The organism is Paraburkholderia sp. A1RI-2L (genome assembly GCF_048957375.1).
In the GTDB taxonomy this organism is placed as follows: Bacteria; Pseudomonadota; Gammaproteobacteria; order Burkholderiales; family Burkholderiaceae; genus Paraburkholderia.
The window spans coordinates 1,675,716-1,698,837 of sequence record NZ_JARBTA010000001.1 but is presented as its reverse complement, the minus strand read 5'-3'; the positions used below and the strand labels follow the sequence as shown (position 1 = coordinate 1,698,837).

Annotated in this window: 16 protein-coding genes; all 16 read right to left on the bottom strand. The window is 66.3% G+C overall.

Annotated elements, in window-relative coordinates; translation table 11 throughout:
• Positions 1-227: 227 nt before the first annotated feature.
• Positions 228-1,826 (bottom strand): FHA domain-containing protein, encoded by a 1,599-nt coding sequence (locus PWP93_RS07840; RefSeq protein WP_421044046.1) that lies wholly within the window; start codon positions 1,824-1,826, stop codon positions 228-230.
• Between the two features lie 55 nt (positions 1,827-1,881).
• Positions 1,882-5,529 (bottom strand): type VI secretion system membrane subunit TssM, encoded by a 3,648-nt coding sequence (gene tssM / locus PWP93_RS07835; RefSeq protein WP_421044045.1) that lies wholly within the window; start codon positions 5,527-5,529, stop codon positions 1,882-1,884.
• A complete protein-coding gene (gene icmH / locus PWP93_RS07830; RefSeq protein WP_421044044.1) occupies positions 5,526-6,788 on the bottom strand; it encodes a type IVB secretion system protein IcmH/DotU in 1,263 nt (420 codons plus the stop codon). Before icmH ends, tssM begins: the two co-directional genes overlap by 4 nt.
• Positions 6,789-6,839: 51 nt before the next feature.
• The gene (gene tssK / locus PWP93_RS07825) at positions 6,840-8,234 is read right to left on the bottom strand and encodes a type VI secretion system baseplate subunit TssK (RefSeq protein ID WP_421044043.1); all 1,395 of its coding nucleotides are present in this window, start codon (positions 8,232-8,234) and stop codon (positions 6,840-6,842) included.
• Entirely contained in the window at positions 8,231-8,797 is a 567-nt protein-coding gene (gene tssJ / locus PWP93_RS07820; RefSeq protein WP_421044042.1) for a type VI secretion system lipoprotein TssJ, read from the bottom strand. Before tssJ ends, tssK begins: the two co-directional genes overlap by 4 nt.
• Positions 8,797-9,183: a PAAR-like domain-containing protein gene (locus PWP93_RS07815; RefSeq protein ID WP_421045032.1), complete on the bottom strand. Its 387-nt coding sequence runs from the start codon at positions 9,181-9,183 to the stop codon at positions 8,797-8,799. The genes tssJ and PWP93_RS07815 overlap by 1 nt, the downstream gene beginning before the upstream one ends.
• Positions 9,184-9,188: 5 nt before the next feature.
• Positions 9,189-9,854, bottom strand: a complete 666-nt coding sequence (locus PWP93_RS07810; RefSeq protein ID WP_421044041.1) for a DUF3540 domain-containing protein — start codon at positions 9,852-9,854, stop codon at positions 9,189-9,191.
• The gene (locus tag PWP93_RS07805; RefSeq protein WP_421044040.1) at positions 9,851-10,936 is read right to left on the bottom strand and encodes a pentapeptide repeat-containing protein; all 1,086 of its coding nucleotides are present in this window, start codon (positions 10,934-10,936) and stop codon (positions 9,851-9,853) included. The genes PWP93_RS07810 and PWP93_RS07805 overlap by 4 nt, the downstream gene beginning before the upstream one ends.
• On the bottom strand, positions 10,933-13,317 hold the full coding sequence (locus PWP93_RS07800; protein WP_421044039.1) for a DUF2169 family type VI secretion system accessory protein: 2,385 nt from the start codon (positions 13,315-13,317) through the stop codon (positions 10,933-10,935). The genes PWP93_RS07805 and PWP93_RS07800 overlap by 4 nt, the downstream gene beginning before the upstream one ends.
• Positions 13,318-13,332: 15 nt before the next feature.
• Positions 13,333-15,399, bottom strand: a complete 2,067-nt coding sequence (locus PWP93_RS07795) for a type VI secretion system Vgr family protein (protein WP_421044038.1) — start codon at positions 15,397-15,399, stop codon at positions 13,333-13,335.
• 98 nt (positions 15,400-15,497) lie between these two features.
• The gene (locus PWP93_RS07790; RefSeq protein ID WP_421044037.1) at positions 15,498-17,441 is read right to left on the bottom strand and encodes a type VI secretion system Vgr family protein; all 1,944 of its coding nucleotides are present in this window, start codon (positions 17,439-17,441) and stop codon (positions 15,498-15,500) included.
• A gap of 37 nt (positions 17,442-17,478) precedes the next feature.
• A complete protein-coding gene (tssG, locus tag PWP93_RS07785; protein ID WP_421044036.1) occupies positions 17,479-18,573 on the bottom strand; it encodes a type VI secretion system baseplate subunit TssG in 1,095 nt (364 codons plus the stop codon).
• Complete coding sequence (gene tssF, locus PWP93_RS07780; RefSeq protein ID WP_421044035.1) at positions 18,570-20,447, bottom strand: type VI secretion system baseplate subunit TssF; 1,878 nt, start codon at positions 20,445-20,447, stop codon at positions 18,570-18,572. Before tssF ends, tssG begins: the two co-directional genes overlap by 4 nt.
• Complete coding sequence (gene tssE, locus PWP93_RS07775) at positions 20,444-20,965, bottom strand: type VI secretion system baseplate subunit TssE (RefSeq protein WP_421044034.1); 522 nt, start codon at positions 20,963-20,965, stop codon at positions 20,444-20,446. The genes tssF and tssE overlap by 4 nt, the downstream gene beginning before the upstream one ends.
• Before the next feature lie 92 nt (positions 20,966-21,057).
• Entirely contained in the window at positions 21,058-21,540 is a 483-nt protein-coding gene (locus tag PWP93_RS07770; protein ID WP_421044033.1) for an Hcp family type VI secretion system effector, read from the bottom strand.
• Between the two features lie 41 nt (positions 21,541-21,581).
• Positions 21,582-23,081: a type VI secretion system contractile sheath large subunit gene (gene tssC / locus PWP93_RS07765; protein WP_421044032.1), complete on the bottom strand. Its 1,500-nt coding sequence runs from the start codon at positions 23,079-23,081 to the stop codon at positions 21,582-21,584.
• Positions 23,082-23,122 lie beyond the last annotated feature (41 nt).

The window sequence follows — 23,122 nt, the reverse complement described above, 5'->3', positions numbered from 1 at the left end:
AAGCGAAAAGGCTTCACGCGGGCGCTGCGTCGGGAGCGGGGTTCATACAGGTATGAAGAACCCGGCGCGGCGATGGCATGAAAAGGTCATGTATAGGAGTTATGAAGCGCAGTGTAATGTGTCTTGACTGAACAGTCCGGACATATTTTGTCGAGAATCGGCCATTCGTGGCCGATTCTCTTTTATGACCTTTCGAACATCGGTTCTCGTGGACCTCGCCCGTCGCGCTATAACGACCCGCTACGCCTCGCGAGCAGCGTGCGCGCCACGCCGCCAAGGGCGTACATGAACTCGGTGTCGAGCCCGGCTGTCGCCGCCTCGTGGGGCGCAATGCCCGCGCCCGCGAAGAACGCCGCGACGAGGGCTGCGGCGGTGTCCTCCTGCGCCATCGGCAACGGCCGCGCGGTGCTCGCCGCGTGGCGCTCCAGCGGATCGATGACGTCGGCTGGCATCGGTGCCGTGCGGCTATCGGGGTGTGCCGAGGCGGCCAACCCGAGGAACGACGCACGCAGCACTGCGAACCGGTCGTCGGCAGCCTCGGGGGCAGGGTGCGTCGCGGCGCGCGCCCGCGAGTCGATGGCTTCGCGCCGCCCCGGCTCGGCGGGAGGCTTTGCACTTTGCGTCGCTATGCCGGGCGTCGCTACGCTGGGAGCCACTGCGCCGGACGTCGTCATGCCGGACATGACGACGTTCGCACCAGACTCCGCGGCGCGGGCGGCGGGCGCAGGCGCCGCCACCGCGGCTCGCGACGCGGCTGCGCCGCTAGACCGAAGCGATTGCCCGGCGAACATCATTGGCGCCACATCGTGCAGTCCGGCGCCGAAATGTGTGTCGTAGCGGACCCTCATGGGTACGGGCGCTTGTTCTGCAGCAGCGCTCCACTGGGCGTCGGGGGGCGGCTGACCGCCGGCCGCGTTGGCAGGGGCGGCGGGGACGCCAGGGGCGGCGTGGTCCAACTCGCCGGCCAGGCCGTGGATCTCGAAGAGATCTCGCGATAGCGGCGCGATGTCCGGCGCGATATTGGCCGCGATGTCGGCTGCATCGCCCACCGCGCCCGCTCGCGAGGCGTCGTCATGAGGCTCGGCCATGGGCGCCGGGACATTCATCGAGAATGCGCTATGCAGTTCGTTTGGCATGCGTCGTTCATTCATATGAAAACGGGGCTCCGAAGGGGCGGGCGGGCTGTCGGCCCGTGGATTCAGGCCGACTTCATCGCCAAAGAGGTCGGCGGCTTGCGGATTGTGCGCGCCTGGCCAGGCGCGGTTGACGGACCCGAACAGCGCCAGCGGATCCACCGGCATATCCGTCAGGTCGCCGAATGCGATCGGCGACTCGAGCAGCGTGCTGCCGTCCGAGAGCCATTCGGCCGAGGGCGCATCGGCGAGCGGGCCGGCGTCGTGGCGCGGCAGGTGCAGCGCTGGCGGCGCCGGTGCCGCTTGGGGTGCGTCCACGCGCGGGGGCGCAGTGTCGGCGCGCCAGTCGGGAGCCACGAGCCCGGGCGCCACGCGCAGCACGTACGGGCCAAGGCCGATGTAGTCGCCCACGCCCACGCGCATGTCGCCGCCGGGGATGAGCGGCTTGCCGTTGACGGTCAGCGTGCCGCGCTCGCTGATGTTGCGCAAGCGCCAGCCACCGCCCACGCAGCGCAGATCCGCGTGATGGCCGGCCACGCCGCCGGTGTCGTCGGGCAGCACGAGGGTGTTGGCGGGGCCGGCGCCGATGGTGCCTCCGGCGGCGCCAAATTCGGTGCCGATGGCATTCACGGGAGCTGCGCCGTTGCAGGCGAGCACGGAAATCTTGATGCCGAAACTGGATTGTTCAGTCATGGAAGGGGCTCGCAGAGCAGAACAGGGAAATGCCGTGGCATGCCAGCGCGCCGCGTCAAGCGGGGCAGCGGAAGGCAAGCAGTTCGGCGCGGTGCAGGGCGTCGCCGCCGGCCGTGACCGCTGCAAGGCGCAACGTGAGCTTGCGCCCGCCGATGTCGAAAGTCGCGTTCTGGCTGTCCGCTGTGTCGCCGGGGGCGAGCTGCGCTTTATCGAACAGGCGCTGCAGCGCCCACGGTCCTTCGCCCAGCAGCGTCTGCGGTCCGCCTACCGTGTTGATCTCCAGCGTCGCGCGCTGGGTGCTGTCGGCGGACCATTTGACGAGGAGAGGTGTGGCTGGCCCATGCGCGTAGCGCAGGGTCTGGGCGCCCACGGTGAGCGAGTACTGCAGGATGTCCGGATCGGTTTCCTGCGGCGTGAGCACCACTTCGAAGGCCGGGCTGCGGCCGTTCGATCCGAAGTAGATGTCGCGTATCTTCGCGGCCTGGCTGAAGGTGTCGAGTATCCGGGCGTCGCGTGGGGCGGCGGACGCGGCGAAGCCCATGCCGTCCGCGCTCGCCACCGCGAGCGGCCGGAAGCGCCAGCGCGGTCCGCTCGTATCGGCTTGAGCGGAGAGATTTTTCTGGAAGTAGTCGTCGAGCACGCCGCCGGAGGCGAACAGCCGCGTGAATTCGTCCGGCGGCATATCGCGGGCGACATTGCGCACGAACGGGTAGCGTCCGGCGATCATCTGCCGGCATACGTTGCCGACGCCATTGGTGGTCTGCTCGGTGAGCGTTTGCCTCGCCGAAGCGCTCACGCCTTGCACCGCGTTGCGCGACAGATCGCTCAGGAGCTCGCGCAGCGGCACGGGCAGCCGCCCCGCGTCGGCTTGCAGTTTGGCGAACACGTCGGTCGCAGGCGGCACGCCGCCGCTTGCGAGCGCGGCGCTCGCGGAGGTCAGGTAGCTGTACAGCGCATCGACGTTTTGCAGGACCGTATTGAGCGGCGCACCGCCGCGCCCGTCCGGCCCCTGTCCGTCAACGAGCTGACGCAGCGCGGCGAAGTGCGCATCGACGATGGTTTCGGTCGGCGCATCCTGGCCAGCCGGTACGCTATCCGCCGGATTCTTGCCGAATACCGCTTCGAGCGAATGACGCGCGACGTCCATGCGCTGTCGCCAGCGTGCCGCAAGCTGCGGTTTGTCCGCTTCCGGGCGCAGCAGCCGGGTCTCCTTCGCGGCGCCCTGCAGCAGGTTGCGCAGCGGCGAATCGGGCGCGGAGAGCACGCGTGCGCGCTGGATGCTCTGCTCCATCGACGGTGCAGGCGCGAGCCGCAAGTCGCCGAGATAGCTGTCCCATGTCGCCACGTACTCGTTTAGATAAAGCCGCCGGGCCTGCTCGGCCCAGCCCGCGAGCTTGGCGTTGTCCGCTTTCGCCGCGCCCGCGATGCCGAGCACCCAGGCATCGTCGCGGGCGAGCGAAGCGGTGACCTCGCCAAGGCGCTTGTCGACGGTGTCCCAATAGCCGAGGTACGTATAGAGCGGGGCGATGCCGTCGGTCAGCGGCTTGCCGCTCGCGCGCACGAAGACCAGCGCGGCTTGCGGGCCGCCGGCCTCGGCGATTGTGAACGGGGGGGCGCGCATCGTGCGCAGCAGCTCGCGGCGCAGGACGCGCCAGGTTCGCTCGGGCAGCGGGACCCGGGCCACGCGCGCGCGCACGGCGTCGACGAGCGCCTGATTGACCGGCTGCGCGAATGGCCCCGCAGCGGCGATGCTGCGCGACGCGAACAGGTTCGACAGGTGCGTGTCGATTTGCGCGCGCTCGGCCTGTGTCGTGCTGGCGGGCAAAGTGCGCTGGAAGTCGAGCGAAAGCCAGGCGGCGACGAAACTGCCGTCGTAGTGTGCCGGATCGTGCAGCATCAAATAGGCTTTCAGCGCAGCGTAATCGTATTCGATGTCGTTGGTGGGTGCGCCGGAGAGCAGTTGCTCCAGATGAGCCGAAACGAGCGGCAGCAGCTTCTCGTGAAGCGCGCGCTGATAGGCATCCTCGGCGGCGTCTCGGATGCGCGTCCCCTGAAAGAGCCCCAAACGGTAGCGAAAGAAGGGCGGCGATTCGGCGTCGAAGCGCGGCGAATCGGGCAGCGCCTTCAGCGCGTCGAGCATCGGCGCGAGGGTTTGCGGGTCGGCGGCTTCGAGCGGCTGGGACGAGTCGCGCTTGAAGGCGGCTACGCGTGCGTCGATTTCGTCGAGGTAGGCACGGTTGTTCGCATAACTGAATATCAAGCCGGCCGCGAGCGCTGCGAGCGTCACGATGGCGAGGATCGCCAGCACGGTTTGCCAGAGCGCGTTGCGGCGGCGCTCGGCGCGGCTCACGCCTGCAAAGCCGGTGTCGGCGAACAGCACGTCGCGCAACAGCGACTTGATGAAAAAGCCGTTGCGCTCGGCGGGTCCGGCCGGTACGGCGGGCGCCGCAAATTCGCGCTGTGGCGCCGACATGTCGGGCGAGGCGCTCAGCACGCAGTCGGTGGTGGAGGGGCCATTGCGCGCAGCAGTAAAGTATATGCCGCGCAAATGCAGCGGCGCTTCGAAGCGCGACTCGCGAAAGAGGCTTTCGCAGAACGCCGCAATGGCCTGTCGCACGACGTCGAACTGCTGAGGGAACAGGTACGCGTGGGCGCGCGCGTCGGCGTCCGGCTCGGCATCGAGCGCGGCGCACAGTCCATCGTCGAGACGCTTCGCAAGCTCCGCGAGGCCGTTGTGGGCCGGCCACAGCGGATTGCCGGGGCGCGGATCCGTGAGCGCATAGCCGATGCCCCACGCCGCCTCGCGCGCTTCATCGCCCAGGTTGCGGAAGTAGTCGGAAAACCCGCGCAGCCGGTCCATCCGCGTGACGCAGATATACACGGGCACCCGCACGTCGAGCCGCGTCTGCATGGCGCGCAGCGGCCGCGCGAGCCGCTCGGCGCACGCCGTGCGCTCGGGGGCCGTCATGGTGACGAGCGTGTCGGCGGCGACGGTCAGCAGCACGCCGTTAAGCGGCTGGCGGGGCCGATAACGCCGCAGCAGCCCGGTGAGCGTGGTCCAGATGCCGTGCGGTTCCGGTGTGCCGTCCTGGCGCGTGTCCAGCGTGTCGCGCGGGGTGTCGACGAGCACCGCTTCGTCGGCGTACCACCAGTCGCACTGCGTCGTGGGCGGAACCAGCGCGCCTTCCGGAAGCGGACCATGCAGGCGCAATCCGCTGCTGGCCAAGAGGCTCGTCTTGCCGGAGTCGGCGCTGCCCGCGACCACGATCCACGGCAGGCGGTATTTGCTGCGGCCGGTGAGGCGGTCGATCCATGCCGCCACGCGCGAGGTGGACGGGGCGCAGTCGCGCAACCGCTTGAGCGCGTCGAGCAAGCGCGCGCGCAGTTCGACGAGGCGCTCCGCGTTGGGCCCGATCTCGGCCGCCGCCTGCTCGCGGTGCAGGCGGCGCCGCTCGCGCCAGCGCGCAATCGGCCCGGCCTTGCCCGCGCGCGAGCGCAGGCGTCGCACGAGCCACCACAGCCAGCAGGCCAGCAGTACGGCAATCACGATCGCACGGGCGCGACGGCTTTGCAGCGGCAGGTTTTCACCGAATGCGACGAGCGGCCCGTCGAACCAGATCCACGCGGCGAGGAGCAGCACGGCGATGCTGATCCATAGCAGCGACGAGGTGATGAATTGGAAGAAACGTCTCAGTACATTCATGAAGGGCGGGAAGGCGAGGGAGCGGGCGTGCCGCGCTTGAGGAACAACACGATGTCCACGCGCCGGTTATGCGCGCGGCCTGCTGGCGTGGCATTGGTGTCGATCGGCTGCGAATCGCCGGCGCCTTCGGCTTTGATCGACCGGTTGCCGTCGAGACTGGCGGCGATGAGCGCGTCCTTGACCGAATTGGCGCGGGCCACGGAAAGCGCCGTGTTCGACGGGATCGCAGCCGTGCGCACGGGCTGGTTGTCCGTGTGGCCCGTGATGGTGAGGTCGCCGGGAAAGCGGTTCAGCGCCGCGGCGATCCGGCCGACGGTGGGTTGATACGCCGCTACGACCGCCGTGGCGCCGGAGGCGAAGGCGCCGTCGCCGCGGATGGCGATGATCGTGCGATCGTCAGTGCTGCGCACGGTGAGCCGGCCCGAGGCGATGTCGGTCGCGAGCCAGCGGGCGATGTCGCTTGGCACGGGAGCCGCCACATCGGGCAGGCGTAATGCGGTGATGGCCGCCTCGGTGCGGGCCGCGCGCGAGTCGATGGCGAAGCGGAACCCCGCAAGGCACACGGCGGCCAGCAGCGCGGCGCTGGCGACCCATACCCACGGCGGCAGGCCAAAGCGCAGACGCGTTGCCGCCGCGGCGTCCGGCGCGCGGGATTGCGCGGATAGCGCCTTGGGCACGGGCGCACGCGTGGTGCTGAGCAGGCGATAGAGGCGGTGGCTCAGCCCTTCGAGCTTGGCTGCTCCATCGCGCATCACGTGGTAGCGCCCCTGGAAGCCTAACGCGAGGCACACGTACTGCAGTTCCATCAGATCGACGTGCAGTTGCGGCTGCGCCGACAGGCGTGCGAGCAGCTGAAAAAATTTCTCGCCGCCCCAGGTCTCGTTATGAAACGCGACCAGCAATCCATAGGACGACCAGGCATGTGCGCGTCCCCAGGGCGTGAGCGCAACCGCTTCATCGAGCGCCGTGCACAGGCAGTAGCGCGCGGCGACGATGGTTTCCGGCGACAACCCGGCCTGCTGTGCATGGGACTGGAAGGCGCGCATCTCCCGCATCAGCTGCTCGCGCAGCGCACGCGGCTCGGTCGGCGTTTGCAGCCGGATCTGCACGACGGCGTCGAGCAGCCGGCTGGCGAGCGAAACCAGCCGGTTGCGCGGGTACGGGTCGCGCACGGCAGCCGAGGGTAAGGGTGAGGGCGCTTGGGGGTTACGCGCGGCATCGAGAGGCATATCGTTGGGCGACGAGGCAACGGAGTTCATGGCTCGGTGAAGAGGGCGGAGGCAGCGCCAGGCGCAATGTTCGCGGGTGCGCTAGCGGCGAATCGCCCAGCAGGTCATCGTGAGTCCGGGCAGCTCGCCGGCAACATGCAGCGCAAGCCCGGCCGACTGTTCGAGCTGCTTCCACAGATCGCCAGCCGTTTCCAGCTCGAAGTAGTGAAAGCCCGCGTGATAGGGGATCTGGCGCGGCGCGGCCGGCAGCAGGCGCAGGCCGATGCCGGGCAATTGCAGGTGCACGAGATCGGCGAGACGCTCCACCGGACCGATCTTGATTTGCGCGGGAAAGCGCGAGCGCATCGTTTCGGCGGGCACTTCCGCCTGGACCGCAAGGACGAAGCCCGCGTCTCGCAGCAAGTCCAGCGACGGCACTTCGGCGACCCATACGCGATGGGCGCGCTCGTGCAGCGGCAGCGACACGGCATGCTGCTCCAGCACGATCGAGAGAGCCGTGCGCAACTGCGCCATCAGCGGGGCGAAGCTGCCGTGCAAATCGTCGTGTCGATAAAGCGGGCGCAACGCGGGCGTGCGCGCGTCGCTCGTATAGGTGCTGAGTTCGAACGCAAGCCGCAGCCATTCGCGGAACCAGCTATGCGGGTGGCTGTGGTTGTTCGAGAGTGCGCGCGAGGTATCGGCGAGCGCCCGGTTGACGAGCGCCAGCAGCAGGAACTCCGCGACTTCGGCTACGCCCGCGCGGGCCGGCTGCGCGATGCGCTGGGCGAGCGCCTGGGCGCGCTGCTCCAGCAGCCCGTGCAACTCGCCCGCATAGCCTTGCAGCACCGGGTGGCGGCTCGCAACGAGCATGGGCGGCACATAGCGCGGATCGAGCACCACCCGGTTGTCGGCAAGCCGTTCGCGTACGCGCGCGACCCCGAGCGTTTGCCACTCGCCGCCGAGCTGCGAGGCGAGCGCGAGCCGCACGCGCGGGCGGGCGAGGTCCAGCGTAGCGGGGCCGAGCGCGACGGCGTTGGTGTCCGCGACCTCGGACGTGCAAACGCCATACCGCGCAATGGATTCGGACTGCTCGTCAAAGATGATGTCTTCGGCGCCGACGCGCTGGACCGGCCAGGCGAGCACGACGAGTTCGCCGTCGGCGCTCGTCGGGACGTCGAGCGGCGCGGGCAGGTCATCGGCATGGGTCAGGTCGAATGGCGTGCCGTCCGGGAAAATGCCTTGTGCACCGAGGGCGGCGATCTTGCCGAGCGCGAGGGCGTCCGGGTCGAGATCGAGGGTGGCAAATCCCCAGAACGCCCCCTCGAGCGCGCCGCAACGCTGCTGCACATAACCTTCCAGGTAACGCTCGAGTTGCTGGAAATGCTGAGGCCGTAGATACATGCCTTCCGACCAGACGACCTTGCTGCGCGAGGTGTGCGGATTGCGTAGCGGCGGCGCGTCGGATGCTGCGGCGTGCAATGTATCGTATGTGTTCATTGATTTTTTCCATTCAATTCTGAAACGAGACTGCGTTCGCCCACGCGCAACGCAACGGTGGGAGGATCGGGCGCGAAGGGCCAGACGATCGAGGCCAGCATGCCGCGGCGCGGGGCGTGCACTTCCACCGAGCTGCGCCAGCCGCTTTGCTCCAGTTCCCGATAGCCGGCGACGAAGCCCACCACGCGAACCATTTCGTTGGCGCGGCGCTTGACGATGCGGCGCTCGCCGGGTACGAGCACCATCTGTTCGAGCGAGACGAGGTTTTCGCCCAAGGTTTCTTTCGCGCGATCCTGGAGCGCGGGGAAGCTCGCGAGGTCGAAGGCGTCGGTGGCCTTGAGTTCGTAGATGCCCACGAGAATCGGCGCGGGCCGGCCGCGGCTGTCCAGATTCACGAGCTTGTCCACCGAGATGTGCACGCTGTAGGCCGTGGCATCGCTCGGGGGCGGCTTGGTGGACGAGCAGCCGGTGACGACAAGACCGCCGAGCGCGGCGATCCAGCGACGGCGTTCGGGATCGGCTGGCGACTCGGCTGTGGTGGCGAAGTGATTTGGAATGCTCATCAACTCAGGACGTAGACGATGTATTGACTGGCGGAGGTGCCCGTACCTTGCGTGTTCGTGGAGTTCTGCGTGGTGGGGTCGGTGTTGCGCGTCACCTGGCAGCCGCATACGAACACCTTGGCCGAGCCGTTGGTGTTGCGGTTGGACGACTGCACCGTGCCGGACGCGCAGCCGCCCATCGAACCGCCGGCATCGCCCTTGGTAGACGGGATGACAGTTGCGGTGTTGTGAATCGGGCCCCCTCCCACCTGGATGTGGGGGACGTTGGGAATTGCCTCGCTGCGGGTTGCGTGGTTGCCGTAACCGATCGGCGTGCCGAAAGGCGGCGTGGCGTTCACGCTGACCGCGTCGTTGCCGCCGCCGGCGCTCGAATTGACCATGACCATAGTGTTCACCCCAGATGGATTTGTTCGGCATCGACCTTGGTTAGCTGCTCGGCCGTCAGGATCACGGTCGAGCCGTGCAGGCGCATGCTTGCACTAGCCGCGTGATCGATATTCGCGGCGCGCAGGTGATCGACGGTCTCGACGCTGCGATACATGGTGCGGCTCACCTGTGTGATGCGCTTCGCCACGCTTTCGAGCACGTTGGCGACGACGCGCATGAGGCCCGTATGCAGGCGGACCTCGCTGGCCTGCATTTCGATGTCTTCGCCGCGCAGGCGCGCTGTGCGCGCGCCAACCTCCAGGGCTTGCGTGTCGAGCCGCAGCGTTTGCTGCGCGGCGCCCGCCAGTTCGCGGCCCGCGCGCAATTGCAGGTCGCGAGTCGCTTCGAGCAGCAGGTCGCCGTCCACACGAAGATGCGTCACGGCGTCGTGGTTCGGGCGTTCGAGCACGGCAAGCACGAAGGCCTCGCCGTCGCTGTTGCAGACTGCGACGCGATCGCCGGGCCGTGGGTCGATCAGGCATGAGAAGGCGCGCCGGCAGGACACGCTCGTGCCCGGCATGTCGACGAGCCAGAGACCTTCGGCGAGCCGTGCGAGGACCGCGCCGGCGGGAAGCGGTTCGGCGGCGCTCGGCCGTCTGACGGGGGAGGCTGCGAGATTGGTCTTCATCATGATTCTCCATGGGTGTGGGCGCCGAGGCGCGCGTCGCGCTCGCGCGACCATTGCTCCGCGGCCAATTGCGCGGCGTCGTCGGGGGCGATGCCCGGATGCCCGGCGCAGGGCGCGTCGACGGCGCCCTGGCAACGCAGGCCGTCGATACGCGCGTCGTGCATGTTGGCGTCCGTGAGGACGGCGTCCGAAAAATCGGTGCGCATGAGGTGCGCACCCTCGAACGAGGCGTGGCTTGCATCCGCGCGCTGGAACTGCGCGGCTTCCAGCGATGCGCTGCTGAAATCCGCGTGCTGCGCGAAGGCCTCGATCCACATCGAGCTGGGCAAGTGCGCGTGATGAAAGCGGGCTTGCGGCAGGCGTGCCTGATAGAAGATCGCGCCCGGAGCTTGCACCGCCACGAACGATGCGCCCGCAAGCTCCGCTCCCTGGAAATTGCAGTTGGGCAGCGATGCGCGGTCGAACACGGCATTCGTCAGCGAGCACTGGGCGAACTGGCAGGCCTGCAGCGTCATATCGTGAAGCCGTTGCCCGTCCAGCTTGCAGCCGATGAATGCCGTACTGATCAACTGCACCTCGATAAAGGCCGCATCGCGCAGGTCGATCTTGTGGAATACGGTTTTCTCGATGTGGGCCCGCCTGAACGAGACGCCGGCCAGTGTGGTGCGTTCGAACATGGCGCGGTCCAGTTCGGCGGCGGTGAATCGGCATCGTTCGAGCGTGCTTTCGATGCAGGCCAGCCCGTGCGCCCGTGCAGACGTGAAATTGCAATCGCTTGCGTGCGAGCCGTGCAGCCGGGCGGTGGCGAGCGTGCCATGCGACGCATCCACGGATGTCAAGCGGCAGTCGAGCCAGATGCTGTCGCTCAGGTCAGCGTGCGCGAGCGTGACGTCGCGCAGCTCGCAACGCTGGAACAGGCACTCGCGCAACGATGCGCGTGCCAGTGACGTTCCGGTGAAGGTCACGCCTTCGAATCGCGCGCCGGCAAGGTCGCAATCCTCCAGCGAGAGCCCGAGCAACTCGACATCGCGCACGGGCGCGCCGTTGCGCACATGCTGGAGCAGGGTGTCGCGCGTGAACGTCATGCTGCGGCCCTCGCGCGTGGGACCCAGGTGGTCTGGACCGTATAGGCATCGTCGAGCCCGATGAGATCATCGAGCCGCGCCTCAGCGAGCAGGGCGCGAAACAGGTTCGCTCCGGCGAGCTTTGCGCGCGTGAGGTTCGCGCCGCGCATGAATGCGCCGATCAGGTCGCTGTTCGACAGATCGGCATCGGTGAGGTCGGTCCGGATCATCATGGCGTCGTGCAGTTGCGCGCCGCGCAGGCTCGCGCCCGTGAGCACGGCGTCGGAGAAGTCGCATTGCTTCGTGCGTGCGCCTTCGAGGCAAAGGCCCGGTGCGGCCACCGAGCGGAAGTTGACCTCCGTGAGCGCCGCGCCGGCGAAGCGCGTGGCGTCGATCCGGGTGTCCTTGATGAAGCAGGCCTTGCGGATCGTCGCGTCGTCGAAGCGCAGTTGGCTCGCGTGGGTCCCCAGAAAGCCGAATCCCTCGATATCCGCCTTGCCGAACGACGTTTCGTTCAGCGTGCATTGGACGAATGACATCTTGCGGATCGTCGTGCCGCTAAAGTCGGCGTTCGCGAAAGTCTGCCCGGTGATGACGAGATCGCTGAGCGTTGCGCCGGTGAAGCGCGCCGCTTCCCATTCGCACTCGCGCAGGTCGACTCGCACCAGATGGGCTGTGCTGAAATCGCAGCGACGAAAGCGCGTTTTCTCGCACGTCGCACGGTCGAGTGTTGCGCCCTTGAACGACGTTTCCTCGCAATGTGCGAGCGATAGATTGGCCTCGCTGAGGTTCGCGCCTGCCAGCTGCGTGCGATGCAGGGCCGCACGCACGAGCACTGCACCCGCGAGCGTGGCTTCACGCAGATCGGTGCCGCTCAGGTTGGCGCTCTCCATGAGTGCGCGGCTCAGGTCCGCGCCGCGCAGATCGAGTTCGCTCAGGTCTGTGCCCGTCAGATCCTCGCCTGCGAGCGACTCGCCGCGCGCCAGCTTTTCCTTCACGCGCATCCGCGCGGACTGCGAAGCTTCCGGTGTGGCAGCGTCGGCGGCCTCCTGATGCTGGGCTGATTGCCGGTACATGGCGAGCAGTTTGCTCTCCAGGTCGGGTGGCAAAAGGGGCTCGGCGGCGGGCGTGGCGCGCAGGATATCCATCAGACGCTTGATCTGGGGCGGACCGCGGCGGCCTGCGCCGACGCTTTGCGGCACGCCGGGTTGCGCGGCCATGCGTGCCTGTGCTGCGGTCGCGTGCGAGCGGGCCTGCGCCGTGGCCTCGCTGGCCATGGCCTGATTCTTTGCCACGAACTCGGCGAGTTCACTCATGCGCGGCAAAGCGGGTGACAGATCGGGCATGGTGAGCGCGTCGAGGCTGGCGACGGGGGACGCCGCCGCGCCGGGGCGTCCTGTTGGCAGCGACGCGCGCGCACGCGTCTGGGCATCGCGCATCAGCCGTTCGCCGTAGCGCTGCATGGCGTTCTGCCAGGCCGGGGCGGGCGGCGTGGGATCGGGCGGAGCGGCGACGGAATTCACATTCGAAGGCATCAGGTCCGAATCGACCAGCGAGTGCATGGCCGCGTCCTGCGCATGCGTGCGCTTCGCATGAACCTGGGTATAGTGCGCAACGCTGCGTGGCTCGCTCGGTGTCTCTATGGCAAGCATCAGGCACTCGATATCGTTCGCATCGAATTGCTCGACGGGGGTTTCACCGTGAAAGACGAGGACGGCGCGTTCACGGTCGGGCATGAACCAGACCGTCGTCAGGCGCATCGGCACGGGTTCGAGGCCCGGAGCGCCTTGCCGTATCACGAAGCATCGGCCGCGCAGCGGCATCAATGAGCCCTGCTGCCGGTCGTGGACGGGATGCATGCCGGCGATGCGCCACGACATCGCGTCAGGCCAGGCCTGCAGATCGCGACGCTGCTGATCAGCGGGCGCCACGTTGAACCATGCGCGCTCGAATGCCGGCGGGAAGCCGAATGGATCGGCGGCGGCGCTCGCCTGATCCCATTCGCCGTAAAGCGCGCGGCGCTCGGGCGCATCGCTCGCGACCGGCATGAACTCGTCGAGCGCGATGCTCGCTTCGTCGAATGTTTCCGGGAAGGCGACGGCCAGATGCTTCGCATAGCCCCCGAATTCAATACCGGCGCGGCTCGTGCGCTGCGCGTCGCAATGTGCGGCGAAGGCGCTGGAGGCGACGAGGAATTCCGCATGCGGCTTGGAATACCCCGCGTCGAGCGTGGCCGTGCCCAGCACCACTGGGGCGAGTTGCGTCATTTCCTGCTCGCCCACGATGCACGGATTCCCTTCGAGCGTTGTCATGACCGGCATGGCCACGCCGAGCCGCTCGATGCCGTCGAGCCGGTAGATGCGTGTCAGGATGCCAGCGGCCATGGGTTTGATGATTTTCATTAGGGATCCTTTGCATCAATACGTGCATGAGCAGCCAACGTGAGTCACCGACATATCCATTGCATCGACGGCCATGTGGGTGTTGCTGAGCCGGAATGCGGTCTGGCTCATCGAACTGCCGACGACCTGGATGGATGAGCCGGTCGCGCCGACCGCCAGTCCCACGGCCGAGGCCTGAAGGCCGGCCACCATCTCCAGCATGATCGAGGCAATGAGCTGATTGGTCGTCAGGATCTCTTGCGAACCCACCGTGCCGAGCAACGAGTTGCCGACGACCAACTGGCTCGTCGTGCCGACGATCATCCCCGCCACGTTGCCGGTTTGCATGGAGCCCGAGTTGCCGACGATCAGCGAAGTGGTATTGCCGATGACCGTCGAGCTGGTATTGCCGTTGACGGTCTGGCACGAGTCGCCGTTGATGGTGGTGCACTGATCGCCGTTGATGGTCGTGATCGAGTCCTGCCCGATGGTCGTGTACGAGTTGCCGTTGATGATCGTGGTCGAGTCGCCGTCGATCACCGTGGTCTGGTTCGCGCCCACGGTGTGCGAGGCATCGTTCTCGACGGAGATGTCGAGATTGCGCTCGGCGTGCAGCATCACCTGTTCGGCACCGGCCTTGTCCTCGAAGCGCAGCATGTTCGCGTTGGCCGTGGTGCCGCCCGGCGTGCGCGTGACGATGCCGCTTTGCGTGGCCGCGCCCGGCAGGTTGAACGGCGGCATCTGCTCGGCGTTGTAGATGCGGCCCGTGACGAGCGGGCGGTCGAGCTCGCCGTTCAGGAAATCGACGACCACCTCCTGGCCGATGCGCGGCACCTGCAGTGCGCCGAACTCGCTGCCCGCCCAGGCGCTCGACACGCGCACCCAGCACGAGCTGTTTTCATCGCCCTGGCCGTAGCGGTCCCAGCGGAACTGGAGCTTCACGCGGCCATACTCGTCGGTCCAGATCGTCTCGCCGGCCGGACCCACCACGACGGCGGTCTGAGGGCCGGTGGCTCTCGGCGCCGGCGTGACGCTCGGTGCGCGCCAGGGCAGCGAGGCGGGCTGCACGACGAAGTCGAAGTCGTAGTGGGCCTCGCTGCTGCCGGTGGCGTAGCCGCCTTCCTGGAGCCGGTAGGTGACCGCGATGATCAGGTTTGCGACGTTGTCGGCGCTGCGCGGGCAGCCTTCGAGCGTGAGGATGTAGCCCGGCGCCATGGTGCGAGCGTGGGTGCTGGCGCGGCTCTGGGCGTGGCCGGCCTGTTCTTCCTGGAGCCGGACGGTGGCATAGCGCTCGCCTTCGTCGGCGTTGATGTAGCCCGCTTGCCAGTCGTACTTGGCGTAGCCGGCGTGGTCGTTGCCGAGCGGGTTGGCGCGGCGCTGCGAGACATCGGCGCGGGGCTTGCGGAAGTCGTGGTCGTTGACGGCGAAGACGCCGGAGCGCAACTCGACGGCGGGGCGCCAGTCCTCGACGCCGATTTCGCCGGCGCGCACGAGCCGGTCGGGCGCGAGCCAGGGCAGCGTGGGGTAGAGGGGGAGCGGGTCGTGCGAGGCGATGTCGTCGATGAGCACGAGCACCTGCTGGTCGGCCTCGTGGCGGAAGTAGTAGTAGATGCCCTCGCGTTCCATCATGCGGCTGACGAATGCGAAGTCGCTCTCCTGGTACTGCACGCAGTAGTCCCAGGTGCGGTAGCGCGCGGCGAGACGTGTTTCGGCGGTGAAGCCGTAGGGTTGGAGGACCTGGCGCAGGATGTCGGGTGCGCTGAGATTCTGGAAGATGCGGGAGTCGACGGTCCGGGTGAGAAACCAGAGCCAGGGCCGCAGCGTGAGGGAGTAGAGGTAGCTGCGCGAGGTGTCGGTTTCGCGGCCGGCGAACTCGCAGCGCATGATGTGTCCGCCGAGATAGCGGGGCGTGCCGTCGGGGGTGGCGATGGCGAGGTTGAGCGGCTTGCCGGTCAGCGCGTTGAGATCGAGGGAGGCACTGGGGCTGACCATCTCCACGTCGAAGGTGTAGAGGGTCGAGAGTCTCTCGGTGCCCTCGAGCGAACGGAAGCTCAGTGTTTCGAAGCCAGTGGGCAGAGTCGTCGCGTTAACGTTATGCGTCATGTCAGCCTCTCAGTCGGTAATGGTTTTGGAAGCAAGGTGGCTCAGGAAAAGCGTCGATGCTTGCGGGTTCGATGAGTTTCATGAGCCCAAGGACGGGATCAGAATTTCACGGAGCAGCCGACATGCGTCACCGAGGTGTCGATCGAGTCCACTGCCGTGTCGACTTTATTGACCCGAATGCCTGTCGCGCCCAACTGGACGCCGGCTGCCAGGCCGGCTACGCCCACGGAGCCAAACGTCGATCCGACGGCTGTCACCTGCAGGCCGATCACGAGTTCCTGGACGATGGAGGCAAGGAGCTGGTTGGTGTTCAGCAGCTCCTGGGAGCCGATGGTGCCGATCAGGTTGTTGCCGGCAACGATCTGCGAATTGGTGCCGAGGATCAGGGCCAGCGCATTTCCATTGATGTTGTTGACCTGGTTGCCGTTGATCTGGGTGATCGAATTGCCGTTGATTTGCGTGATCGAGTCGCCGTTGATAGTCGTGGTTTTGTCTCCGCCCACGGTGTGCGAGGCATCGTTCTCGACGGAGATGTCGAGATTGCGCTCGGCGTGCAGCATCACCTGTTCGGCACCGGCCTTGTCCTCGAAGCGCAGCATGTTCGCGTTGGCCGTGGTGCCGCCCGGCGTGCGCGTGACGATGCCGCTTTGCGTGGCCGCGCCCGGCAGGTTGAACGGCGGCATCTGCTCGGCGTTGTAGATGCGGCCCGTGACGAGCGGGCGGTCGAGCTCGCCGTTCAGGAAATCGACGACCACCTCCTGGCCGATGCGCGGCACCTGCAGTGCGCCGAACTCGCTGCCCGCCCAGGCGCTCGACACGCGCACCCAGCACGAGCTGTTTTCATCGCCCTGGCCGTAGCGGTCCCAGCGGAACTGGAGCTTCACGCGGCCATACTCGTCGGTCCAGATCGTCTCGCCGGCCGGACCCACCACGACGGCGGTCTGAGGGCCGGTGGCTCTCGGTGCCGGCGTGACGCTCGGTGCGCGCCAGGGCAGCGAGGTGGGCTGCACGACGAAGTCGAAGTCGTAGTGGGCCTCGCTGCTGCCGGTGGCGTAGCCGCCTTCCTGGAGCCGGTAGGTGACCGCGATGATCAGGTTTGCGACGTTGTCGGCGCTGCGCGGGCAGCCTTCGAGCGTGAGGATGTAGCCCGGCGCCATGGTGCGAGCGTGGGTGCTGGCGCGGCTCTGGGCGTGGCCGGCCTGTTCTTCCTGGAGCCGGACGGTGGCATAGCGCTCGCCTTCGTCGGCGTTGATGTAGCCCGCTTGCCAGTCGTACTTGGCGTAGCCGGCGTGGTCGTTGCCGAGCGGGTTGGCGCGGCGCTGCGAGACATCGGCGCGGGGCTTGCGGAAGTCGTGGTCGTTGACGGCGAAGACGCCGGAGCGCAACTCGACGGCGGGGCGCCAGTCCTCGACGCCGATTTCGCCGGCGCGCACGAGCCGGTCGGGCGCGAGCCAGGGCAGCGTGGGGTAGAGGGGGAGCGGGTCGTGCGAGGCGATGTCGTCGATGAGCACGAGCACCTGCTGGTCGGCCTCGTGGCGGAAGTAGTAGTAGATGCCCTCGCGTTCCATCATGCGGCTGACGAATGCGAAGTCGCTCTCCTGGTACTGCACGCAGTAGTCCCAGGTGCGGTAGCGCGCGGCGAGACGTGTTTCGGCGGTGAAGCCGTAGGGTTGGAGGACCTGGCGCAGGATGTCGGGTGCGCTGAGATTCTGGAAGATGCGGGAGTCGACGGTCCGGGTGAGAAACCAGAGCCAGGGCCGCAGCGTGAGGGAGTAGAGGTAGCTGCGCGAGGTGTCGGTTTCGCGGCCGGCGAACTCGCAGCGCATGATGTGTCCGCCGAGATAGCGGGGCGTGCCGTCGGGGGTGGCGATGGCGAGGTTGAGCGGCTTGCCGGTCAGCGCGTTGAGATCGAGGGAGGCACTGGGGCTGACCATCTCCACGTCGAAGGTGTAGAGGGTCGAGAGTCTCTCGGTGCCCTCGAGCGAACGGAAGCTCAGTGTTTCGAAGCCAGTGGGCAGGTTCGCGGTAACGATGCGTGTCATGTCAACGCCTGTAACGGGTGATGGAAAGCAATACGATTCATGGCGCTACGCCAGAAGCCGAATGGGGTTTGCCACGACGCGTTGCGCGGGCTGCGAGAGCGTGCTCGGGGGAGTAGACGAAGTCGTCGGCACAGGACTCGTCGCTGTGCGCCGTATCGGTTGCGCTCGCTCGCGCGCCGAGCCAACTGCCCCAGCCAAGCGGCGTGGTGTCGCCCAGACTGATTGGCGCGATGGTGTCGTTCGCGAGCACCAGCCGCAAATCCCAGGCGAACTCGCGGCCGACATAGGCGCGCACCCATGCCGCCAATTCTTTCATCGTGGCGGTTCCGGGCAGCAGCGCGCGAAACTGCTCGAGCGTCAATTGCCCCACGCGGATCTCGAACTTGCTGCTCGCGTCGCGTACGGCCGCGCCAATCATTGCGCCCCCTCCGAGCCGCGCGCCGGGCGCTGCGGGCCCCAAGGTCACGCGGTCCCCTTGCTCGAGCGCGATCCACTGCGGGACCCATTCGACGACGCGCACCGGCATGCCGAGCCACGCGCCCAGCATCTGCTGCAATCCGTGCGCGTCGCGTGATTTGCGAACCAGCCGGCCAGTCATGCCGTAGAGCGCGTGCGGACCCGGCATGTGCCCGTGGGGCAACGACGCGAGACCGATGTGCGCGAGGCACGCGACGTAGCGATCGAAGGATGAATGGCCGTCCCGGTCTGCGCTCACTGTCGGTTGCGCGTCGGCCCACGCGCGGTAGAACAGCAGCGCGAGCCGGTGATGGAACAGATCGGCGAATGCGCACAGGACGGGATCGTCGTGATTGCGCAAGCGGTTTCTTGCGAACTCCGTCAAATGGAGCGGCAAGGGACCGTTCGGCCCGAACAGCCCAAAACCGAGAATCGACAAATGGGGCAACTGTCCGTCGCTTGCGTGTGCGCTCGCCACCGTTGCGGGGGCGAACGCAAGCGACGGCTGTTGGCCGATGCGCACGGGCTCCTCGCGCGGCGACCATGCATGCCCGAGACGCGGATGGGGCGCGCATTGAGCGTCGAGCCGTCGCAGCAGTTGAAAGAGATCGTGTGCATAGGGGGCGGCTTCGACCTCGTGCCACCACGACGGCGTGTCGAACGTGGGCCTGTTCATACGGCGGGCCGCCTGCCGATGCGTGAAGGCCACCGCCGGATCGCGCCGCGTTGCAGCGTCGATACCGCGAGTTCGCTGAAGCTGTTGATCGATACATGCCGCGCGAGGAATTGCTCCAGCACTGATTCGAAGAGATAGGTGCTGCCACCTGCGAACGCCAGATCGTCGAGCAGCAGCGAGATGCAGACGCCGCGGCCGACCATGACCGGCCCCGGATGCGGCAGGCGCCGATACGCAGGCGTGATTCGGACGCTGCGCACGCTATCGATCTGTGCGAGCAGGTTGCGGCGGGCGCCATCGGCATAGAGACGCAGCAGATCGCGTAGAGTTTGCGAACCCTCGCTTTCGCTTGCATCCGCGAGCCCCAGATAGTCGAGCCCCAGATGACTGATGAGCCGCCATGTCAATTCGCCCTCTGCGAGCGCGCCGCGCGGCGTGGTCGGCCCGCGCAGCACCTTGACGGTGTCCACGGGGCATGACGCGCGCAAGGTGAAATCGGTTGTGTTGTGCTGCGGAATCGACAACGGCAGATGACGGTTGGTACAGAGCGCATCGGCACTGATGTGGCGCAGGGCGTCAGGCCAGGGCGCGTCGTGCTGGTCCACGAGCGACACATACACCTCGCTGCCCGGATAGGTGGCGCGAGTGGCCGAGCGGGCGGCATTTGGCGCAATGGGCCGGGGCTCGCGACGCATCGAAAAGTAGCGGCCGAGCTGCATCGATGAACTTTCGGGGCCGCCGTAGAACGGAAAGAAGTCGACATTGGCCGCGCCGGCTTGCGACTGGCCAGTGATTTTGCGGATCGAAAAGATTTCGAAATCGGCAGGCTGCATCCGGTCGACGACCAGGTGATACTCGTGGCGCGATGGCGAAATGGCGATGTGATCCGTGCGCCGCTCGAAGAGGTTGACGGCAGGCGTGCAATGGAGCGCGAGGCTGCGCGCGTCGATTGCGCGTTCCAGCTCGGGCGAGCCCGCATCGAGCAGCACCGTGAGCGTGAAGGCGCGGCCGCGCAGGCTGGGCAATGCACGCTCCAGACCGTTGAAGCTGAAGAACCCCAGGCGCTCCGGGAACGCGAAATACTCCTGCAAGAGCCGGTATCCCTCGAAGGCGTTTTGCCGCGAGGGCAGCATGGCCTGGTCGGCGTCGAAGCCTTCGTGGCGGACGGCGTCCGAGCCGAGCCATATGGCGTGCTGCGGGCCGTCCTCTTCGCTGTGGCAGCACGCGCCGATGCTGTGTGCAAGCACGCGCTCGATCAGCGGATGTGCGAGCGCATCAGGCGCGCTCGCAAAGAACATCAGTTTCTTGATCGGCAGCTCGCGAATATCAGTGACGCTGTGAGCGCGCAGCGTGATGTGGAGCGCGCCGCCTACGTGCTTGCCACCGAGCGGCCAGCGCGAGAGCGGTAAGGCGCTCGCGTCGGCGCGCAATTTGATATCGGCGATTTCCAGCGGCCACAGCGTGACTTCGTGCGCAGTGCGAAATTCACAGGCTGTCTGCTCGCCCTCGGCGAGCTGCGCCTTCAGCGCGGAACCTGCGGGCAGTATGTAGCCCGAATGCATCGAGCCCGCAAGCAGATTGGGTTGCAACGCCACGATCGCCATCGACGGCATCGGCGAGAGGTAATGCGGATAGACGATATCCAGCAGACGCTCGGAAAAGCGGGGGAACTCGGCATCCATCTTGAGGTGGATGCGTGCGGCCAGAAACGCGAAACCTTCGAGCAGGCGCTCGACGAACGGATCGGCAGTCTGTGTGTCGCGCATGCCGAGCTGGGCGGCGGCGCCGGGAAACGCAGAGGCGAATTCCGAACCGAGTTCGCGCAGGTAGCCGAGCTCCCGGTTGTAGTAATCAAGCAGGCGCGTGTGGGTCATGAGCTGCCTCGCGACCTGAACACGAGCCCTTCGCCTGCCTCGACGAAATCCGCGACGAGTACGATTCGGGTGCGATTAGGCAGAGTGATCAAGTCGCCCTCGATACGCAGTTCAAGACAAGGTTGGCCGCCCGGCGTGGTCGCCGGCCGGCATTGAACGTCGAGGGAGTCGCGGGTGAGGCGCGGCTCGAAGCGCACAATTGCCTCGCGCACCTCGACCTCGAGCAGTCGTGCGGCCTCGGCTTGCAGTGTCACGTGCTCCAGCGCCGGAATGCCGAAGTTGAGCACGGATGTGGCGATCTGCGGGAAGTCGCGCAGATTGTTCACGCCGCGCGTATTGATGCTGCCGAGCAGCCATGCGAGATCGCGCAGCACCGCTTCGTGGAGCGACTTGCGTCTGGCGTCGTTTGCCGGGCGCATCGGCTCACGGCCCGAGATCAGTCGATCGAACAGGCAGGGAGGGTAGCGGCGCTGGATATCTTCGAGCGCTGCGGAGTGCGGCATCGTGACGTGACTCATGGTGGTCGATACAAAAGAAGCCGGACAGTGCGGTCGGCACGCCGCCCGCACTGTTTGTATAACTAAATATGATGCAGAAAACTAAAGACGAGTTACATCTCGCGGTTTTCCTTGATGTTCCAGGAGAGCACGCTTTCGCTGCCCTTGCCGCCCTGGTCGGTCTGCTCCCAATACTGCTGCTTGACCTTGGCCGCCTGGAACCGGTAGGTGATCTTCACGGCTTCGGAGTTCTGGTCGGCATTTTGCTGGACCGCGACGACGAGAACATCCGTGAGCGTGACGCGCTTATACTCGACTTGCGAACCGCCCGCCTTGCAGATCGACAACTGGATCTGCGGGAGGTGCTTGCCGTTTGCGCAGTACTTGAGAATGGCCGGGGTTGCCTTGTCGGCATAGGCTTCCACCGTCAGGTCGTCGAAGCTGACCTTGCCGATGCCGCCACCGCCGCCGGTCGACATCGAGCCGGGCTGGCTCGCACCCCACGAATACGACAGGATGTCGGTCCAGCCTTTATGGTTGGCATCCTTCGATTCGCCGTTGGCGCCATCGACGAGCATGTACATATCTACAGACATTTCGATCTCCTATTGATTGAGAAGGGACGTCACGAAGTGGCTCAACCGGCGGCCCCGTTGAGTGCGGGAACCTTCGAGACGAGCCGTAGGGATACGGTAAGACCTTCGAGCTGATAATGCGGGCGCAGGAAGAATTTGGCGCTGTAATAACCGGGGTTGTCCTCCATGTCTTCGAGGACGACGCGCGCGGAGGCCAGCGGTTTGCGCGCCTTTGTCTCCTGCGAGGAATTCTGGGGATCGCCGTCGACGTAATGCATGATCCAGTCGTTGAGCCACGCTTCCATCTCGCCACGCTCCTTGAACGAACCCACCTTGTCGCGCACGATGCACTTCAGGTAGTGGGCGAAGCGGCTGCAAGCGAAGATATAGGGCAGACGCGCGGCAAGCTTGGCGTTTTCGGTGGCGAGCGCATCGTGGTACTCAGCAGGCTTTTGCAGCGATTGTGCGCCGAGGAATGCCGCAACGGTGGAGTTCTTGCGGTGCACGAACGGCATGAAGCCATTCTTCGCGAGTTCGGCTTCGCGACGATCACTGATGGCGATTTCGGTCGGGCATTTCATATCGATGCCGCCGTCGTCGGTCGGGAACGTGTGTGCCGGCAAATCCTCCACAGCGCCGCCCGATTCGACGCCGCGAATCGCTGTACACCAGCCAAAATTCCGGAACGATCGGTTGATGTTGGTCGCCATGGCGTATGCGGCGTTGATCCATGCATAGCGGTCATGGTTTGCGCCGTCGACGTCTTCCTCGAAGTCGAATGCCTCCACGGGGTTCGTGCGCGCGCCGTAGGGCAGGCGGGCAAGAAAGCGCGGCATTGTCAGGCCGAGGTAGCGCGCATCATCGGACTTGCGCAGATGCGTCCATGCAGCGTATTCGCTGTTCTGGAAAATCTTGGTTAGATCGCGCGGATTCGACAGTTCCTGCCACGACTCCATTTGCATCACGGCCGGCGACGCGCCGCTAATGAAGGGGCAGTGTGCTGCGGCCGAGATTTTCGCGATCTCACCGAGCATTTCCACATCTTGCGGTCCGTGGTCGAAGTAATAGTCGCCCACGAGACAGCCAAGCGGTTCGCCACCGAACTGGCCGTATTCTTCTTCGTAGATCTTCTTGAAGATCGGGCTCTGGTCCCACGCGACGCCCTTGTAGCGCTTCAGCGAGCGGTTGAGCTCCGTTTTCGTGGCGGGCATATAGCGGATCTTCAACTGCTCGTTCGTCTCGCTGTTCGTCACGAGGTAATGCAGGCCACGCCATGCGGATTCGAGTTGCTGGAACTCCTCATGGTGGATGATCCTATTGATCTGATTCGAGAGCTTGCGATCGATCTCCGCAATGATCGTCTGGATCGTCTGGTAAGCGTCGTCCGATACGACAACCGCGTTTTCGAGCGCCTGAAAAGCGAGTGTCTTGACGGCTGCGTCAATGGCTTCGCGCGCGCGGTCGCTGCGCGGATTCAGTTCGTCGACGAGCGCGACGGCGAACTCATCGTGCGATGGAAAGTCGATGGTCGTCGTTTGCAGTATGGCTTCGGCAGTCTTCATGTGCGTTTCACCGGAAGGCGGGTGGATGGGCTGCTGTGCAG

Coding starts and splice junctions, on each gene's coding strand:
- tssF (WP_421044035.1), bottom strand. CDS start 20,447: ATGACCCACACGCGCCTGCTTGATTACTACAACCGGGAGCTCGGCTAC.
- PWP93_RS07770 (WP_421044033.1), bottom strand. CDS start 21,540: ATGTCTGTAGATATGTACATGCTCGTCGATGGCGCCAACGGCGAATCG.
- PWP93_RS07790 (WP_421044037.1), bottom strand. CDS start 17,441: ATGACACGCATCGTTACCGCGAACCTGCCCACTGGCTTCGAAACACTG.
- tssJ (WP_421044042.1), bottom strand. CDS start 8,797: ATGAGCATTCCAAATCACTTCGCCACCACAGCCGAGTCGCCAGCCGAT.
- PWP93_RS07815 (WP_421045032.1), bottom strand. CDS start 9,183: ATGGTCATGGTCAATTCGAGCGCCGGCGGCGGCAACGACGCGGTCAGC.
- tssC (WP_421044032.1), bottom strand. CDS start 23,081: ATGAAGACTGCCGAAGCCATACTGCAAACGACGACCATCGACTTTCCA.
- tssK (WP_421044043.1), bottom strand. CDS start 8,234: ATGAACACATACGATACATTGCACGCCGCAGCATCCGACGCGCCGCCG.
- PWP93_RS07795 (WP_421044038.1), bottom strand. CDS start 15,399: ATGACGCATAACGTTAACGCGACGACTCTGCCCACTGGCTTCGAAACA.
- icmH (WP_421044044.1), bottom strand. CDS start 6,788: ATGAACTCCGTTGCCTCGTCGCCCAACGATATGCCTCTCGATGCCGCG.
- tssM (WP_421044045.1), bottom strand. CDS start 5,529: ATGAATGTACTGAGACGTTTCTTCCAATTCATCACCTCGTCGCTGCTA.
- PWP93_RS07840 (WP_421044046.1), bottom strand. CDS start 1,826: ATGACTGAACAATCCAGTTTCGGCATCAAGATTTCCGTGCTCGCCTGC.
- PWP93_RS07810 (WP_421044041.1), bottom strand. CDS start 9,854: ATGATGAAGACCAATCTCGCAGCCTCCCCCGTCAGACGGCCGAGCGCC.
- PWP93_RS07805 (WP_421044040.1), bottom strand. CDS start 10,936: ATGACGTTCACGCGCGACACCCTGCTCCAGCATGTGCGCAACGGCGCG.
- PWP93_RS07800 (WP_421044039.1), bottom strand. CDS start 13,317: ATGAAAATCATCAAACCCATGGCCGCTGGCATCCTGACACGCATCTAC.
- tssG (WP_421044036.1), bottom strand. CDS start 18,573: ATGAACAGGCCCACGTTCGACACGCCGTCGTGGTGGCACGAGGTCGAA.
- tssE (WP_421044034.1), bottom strand. CDS start 20,965: ATGAGTCACGTCACGATGCCGCACTCCGCAGCGCTCGAAGATATCCAG.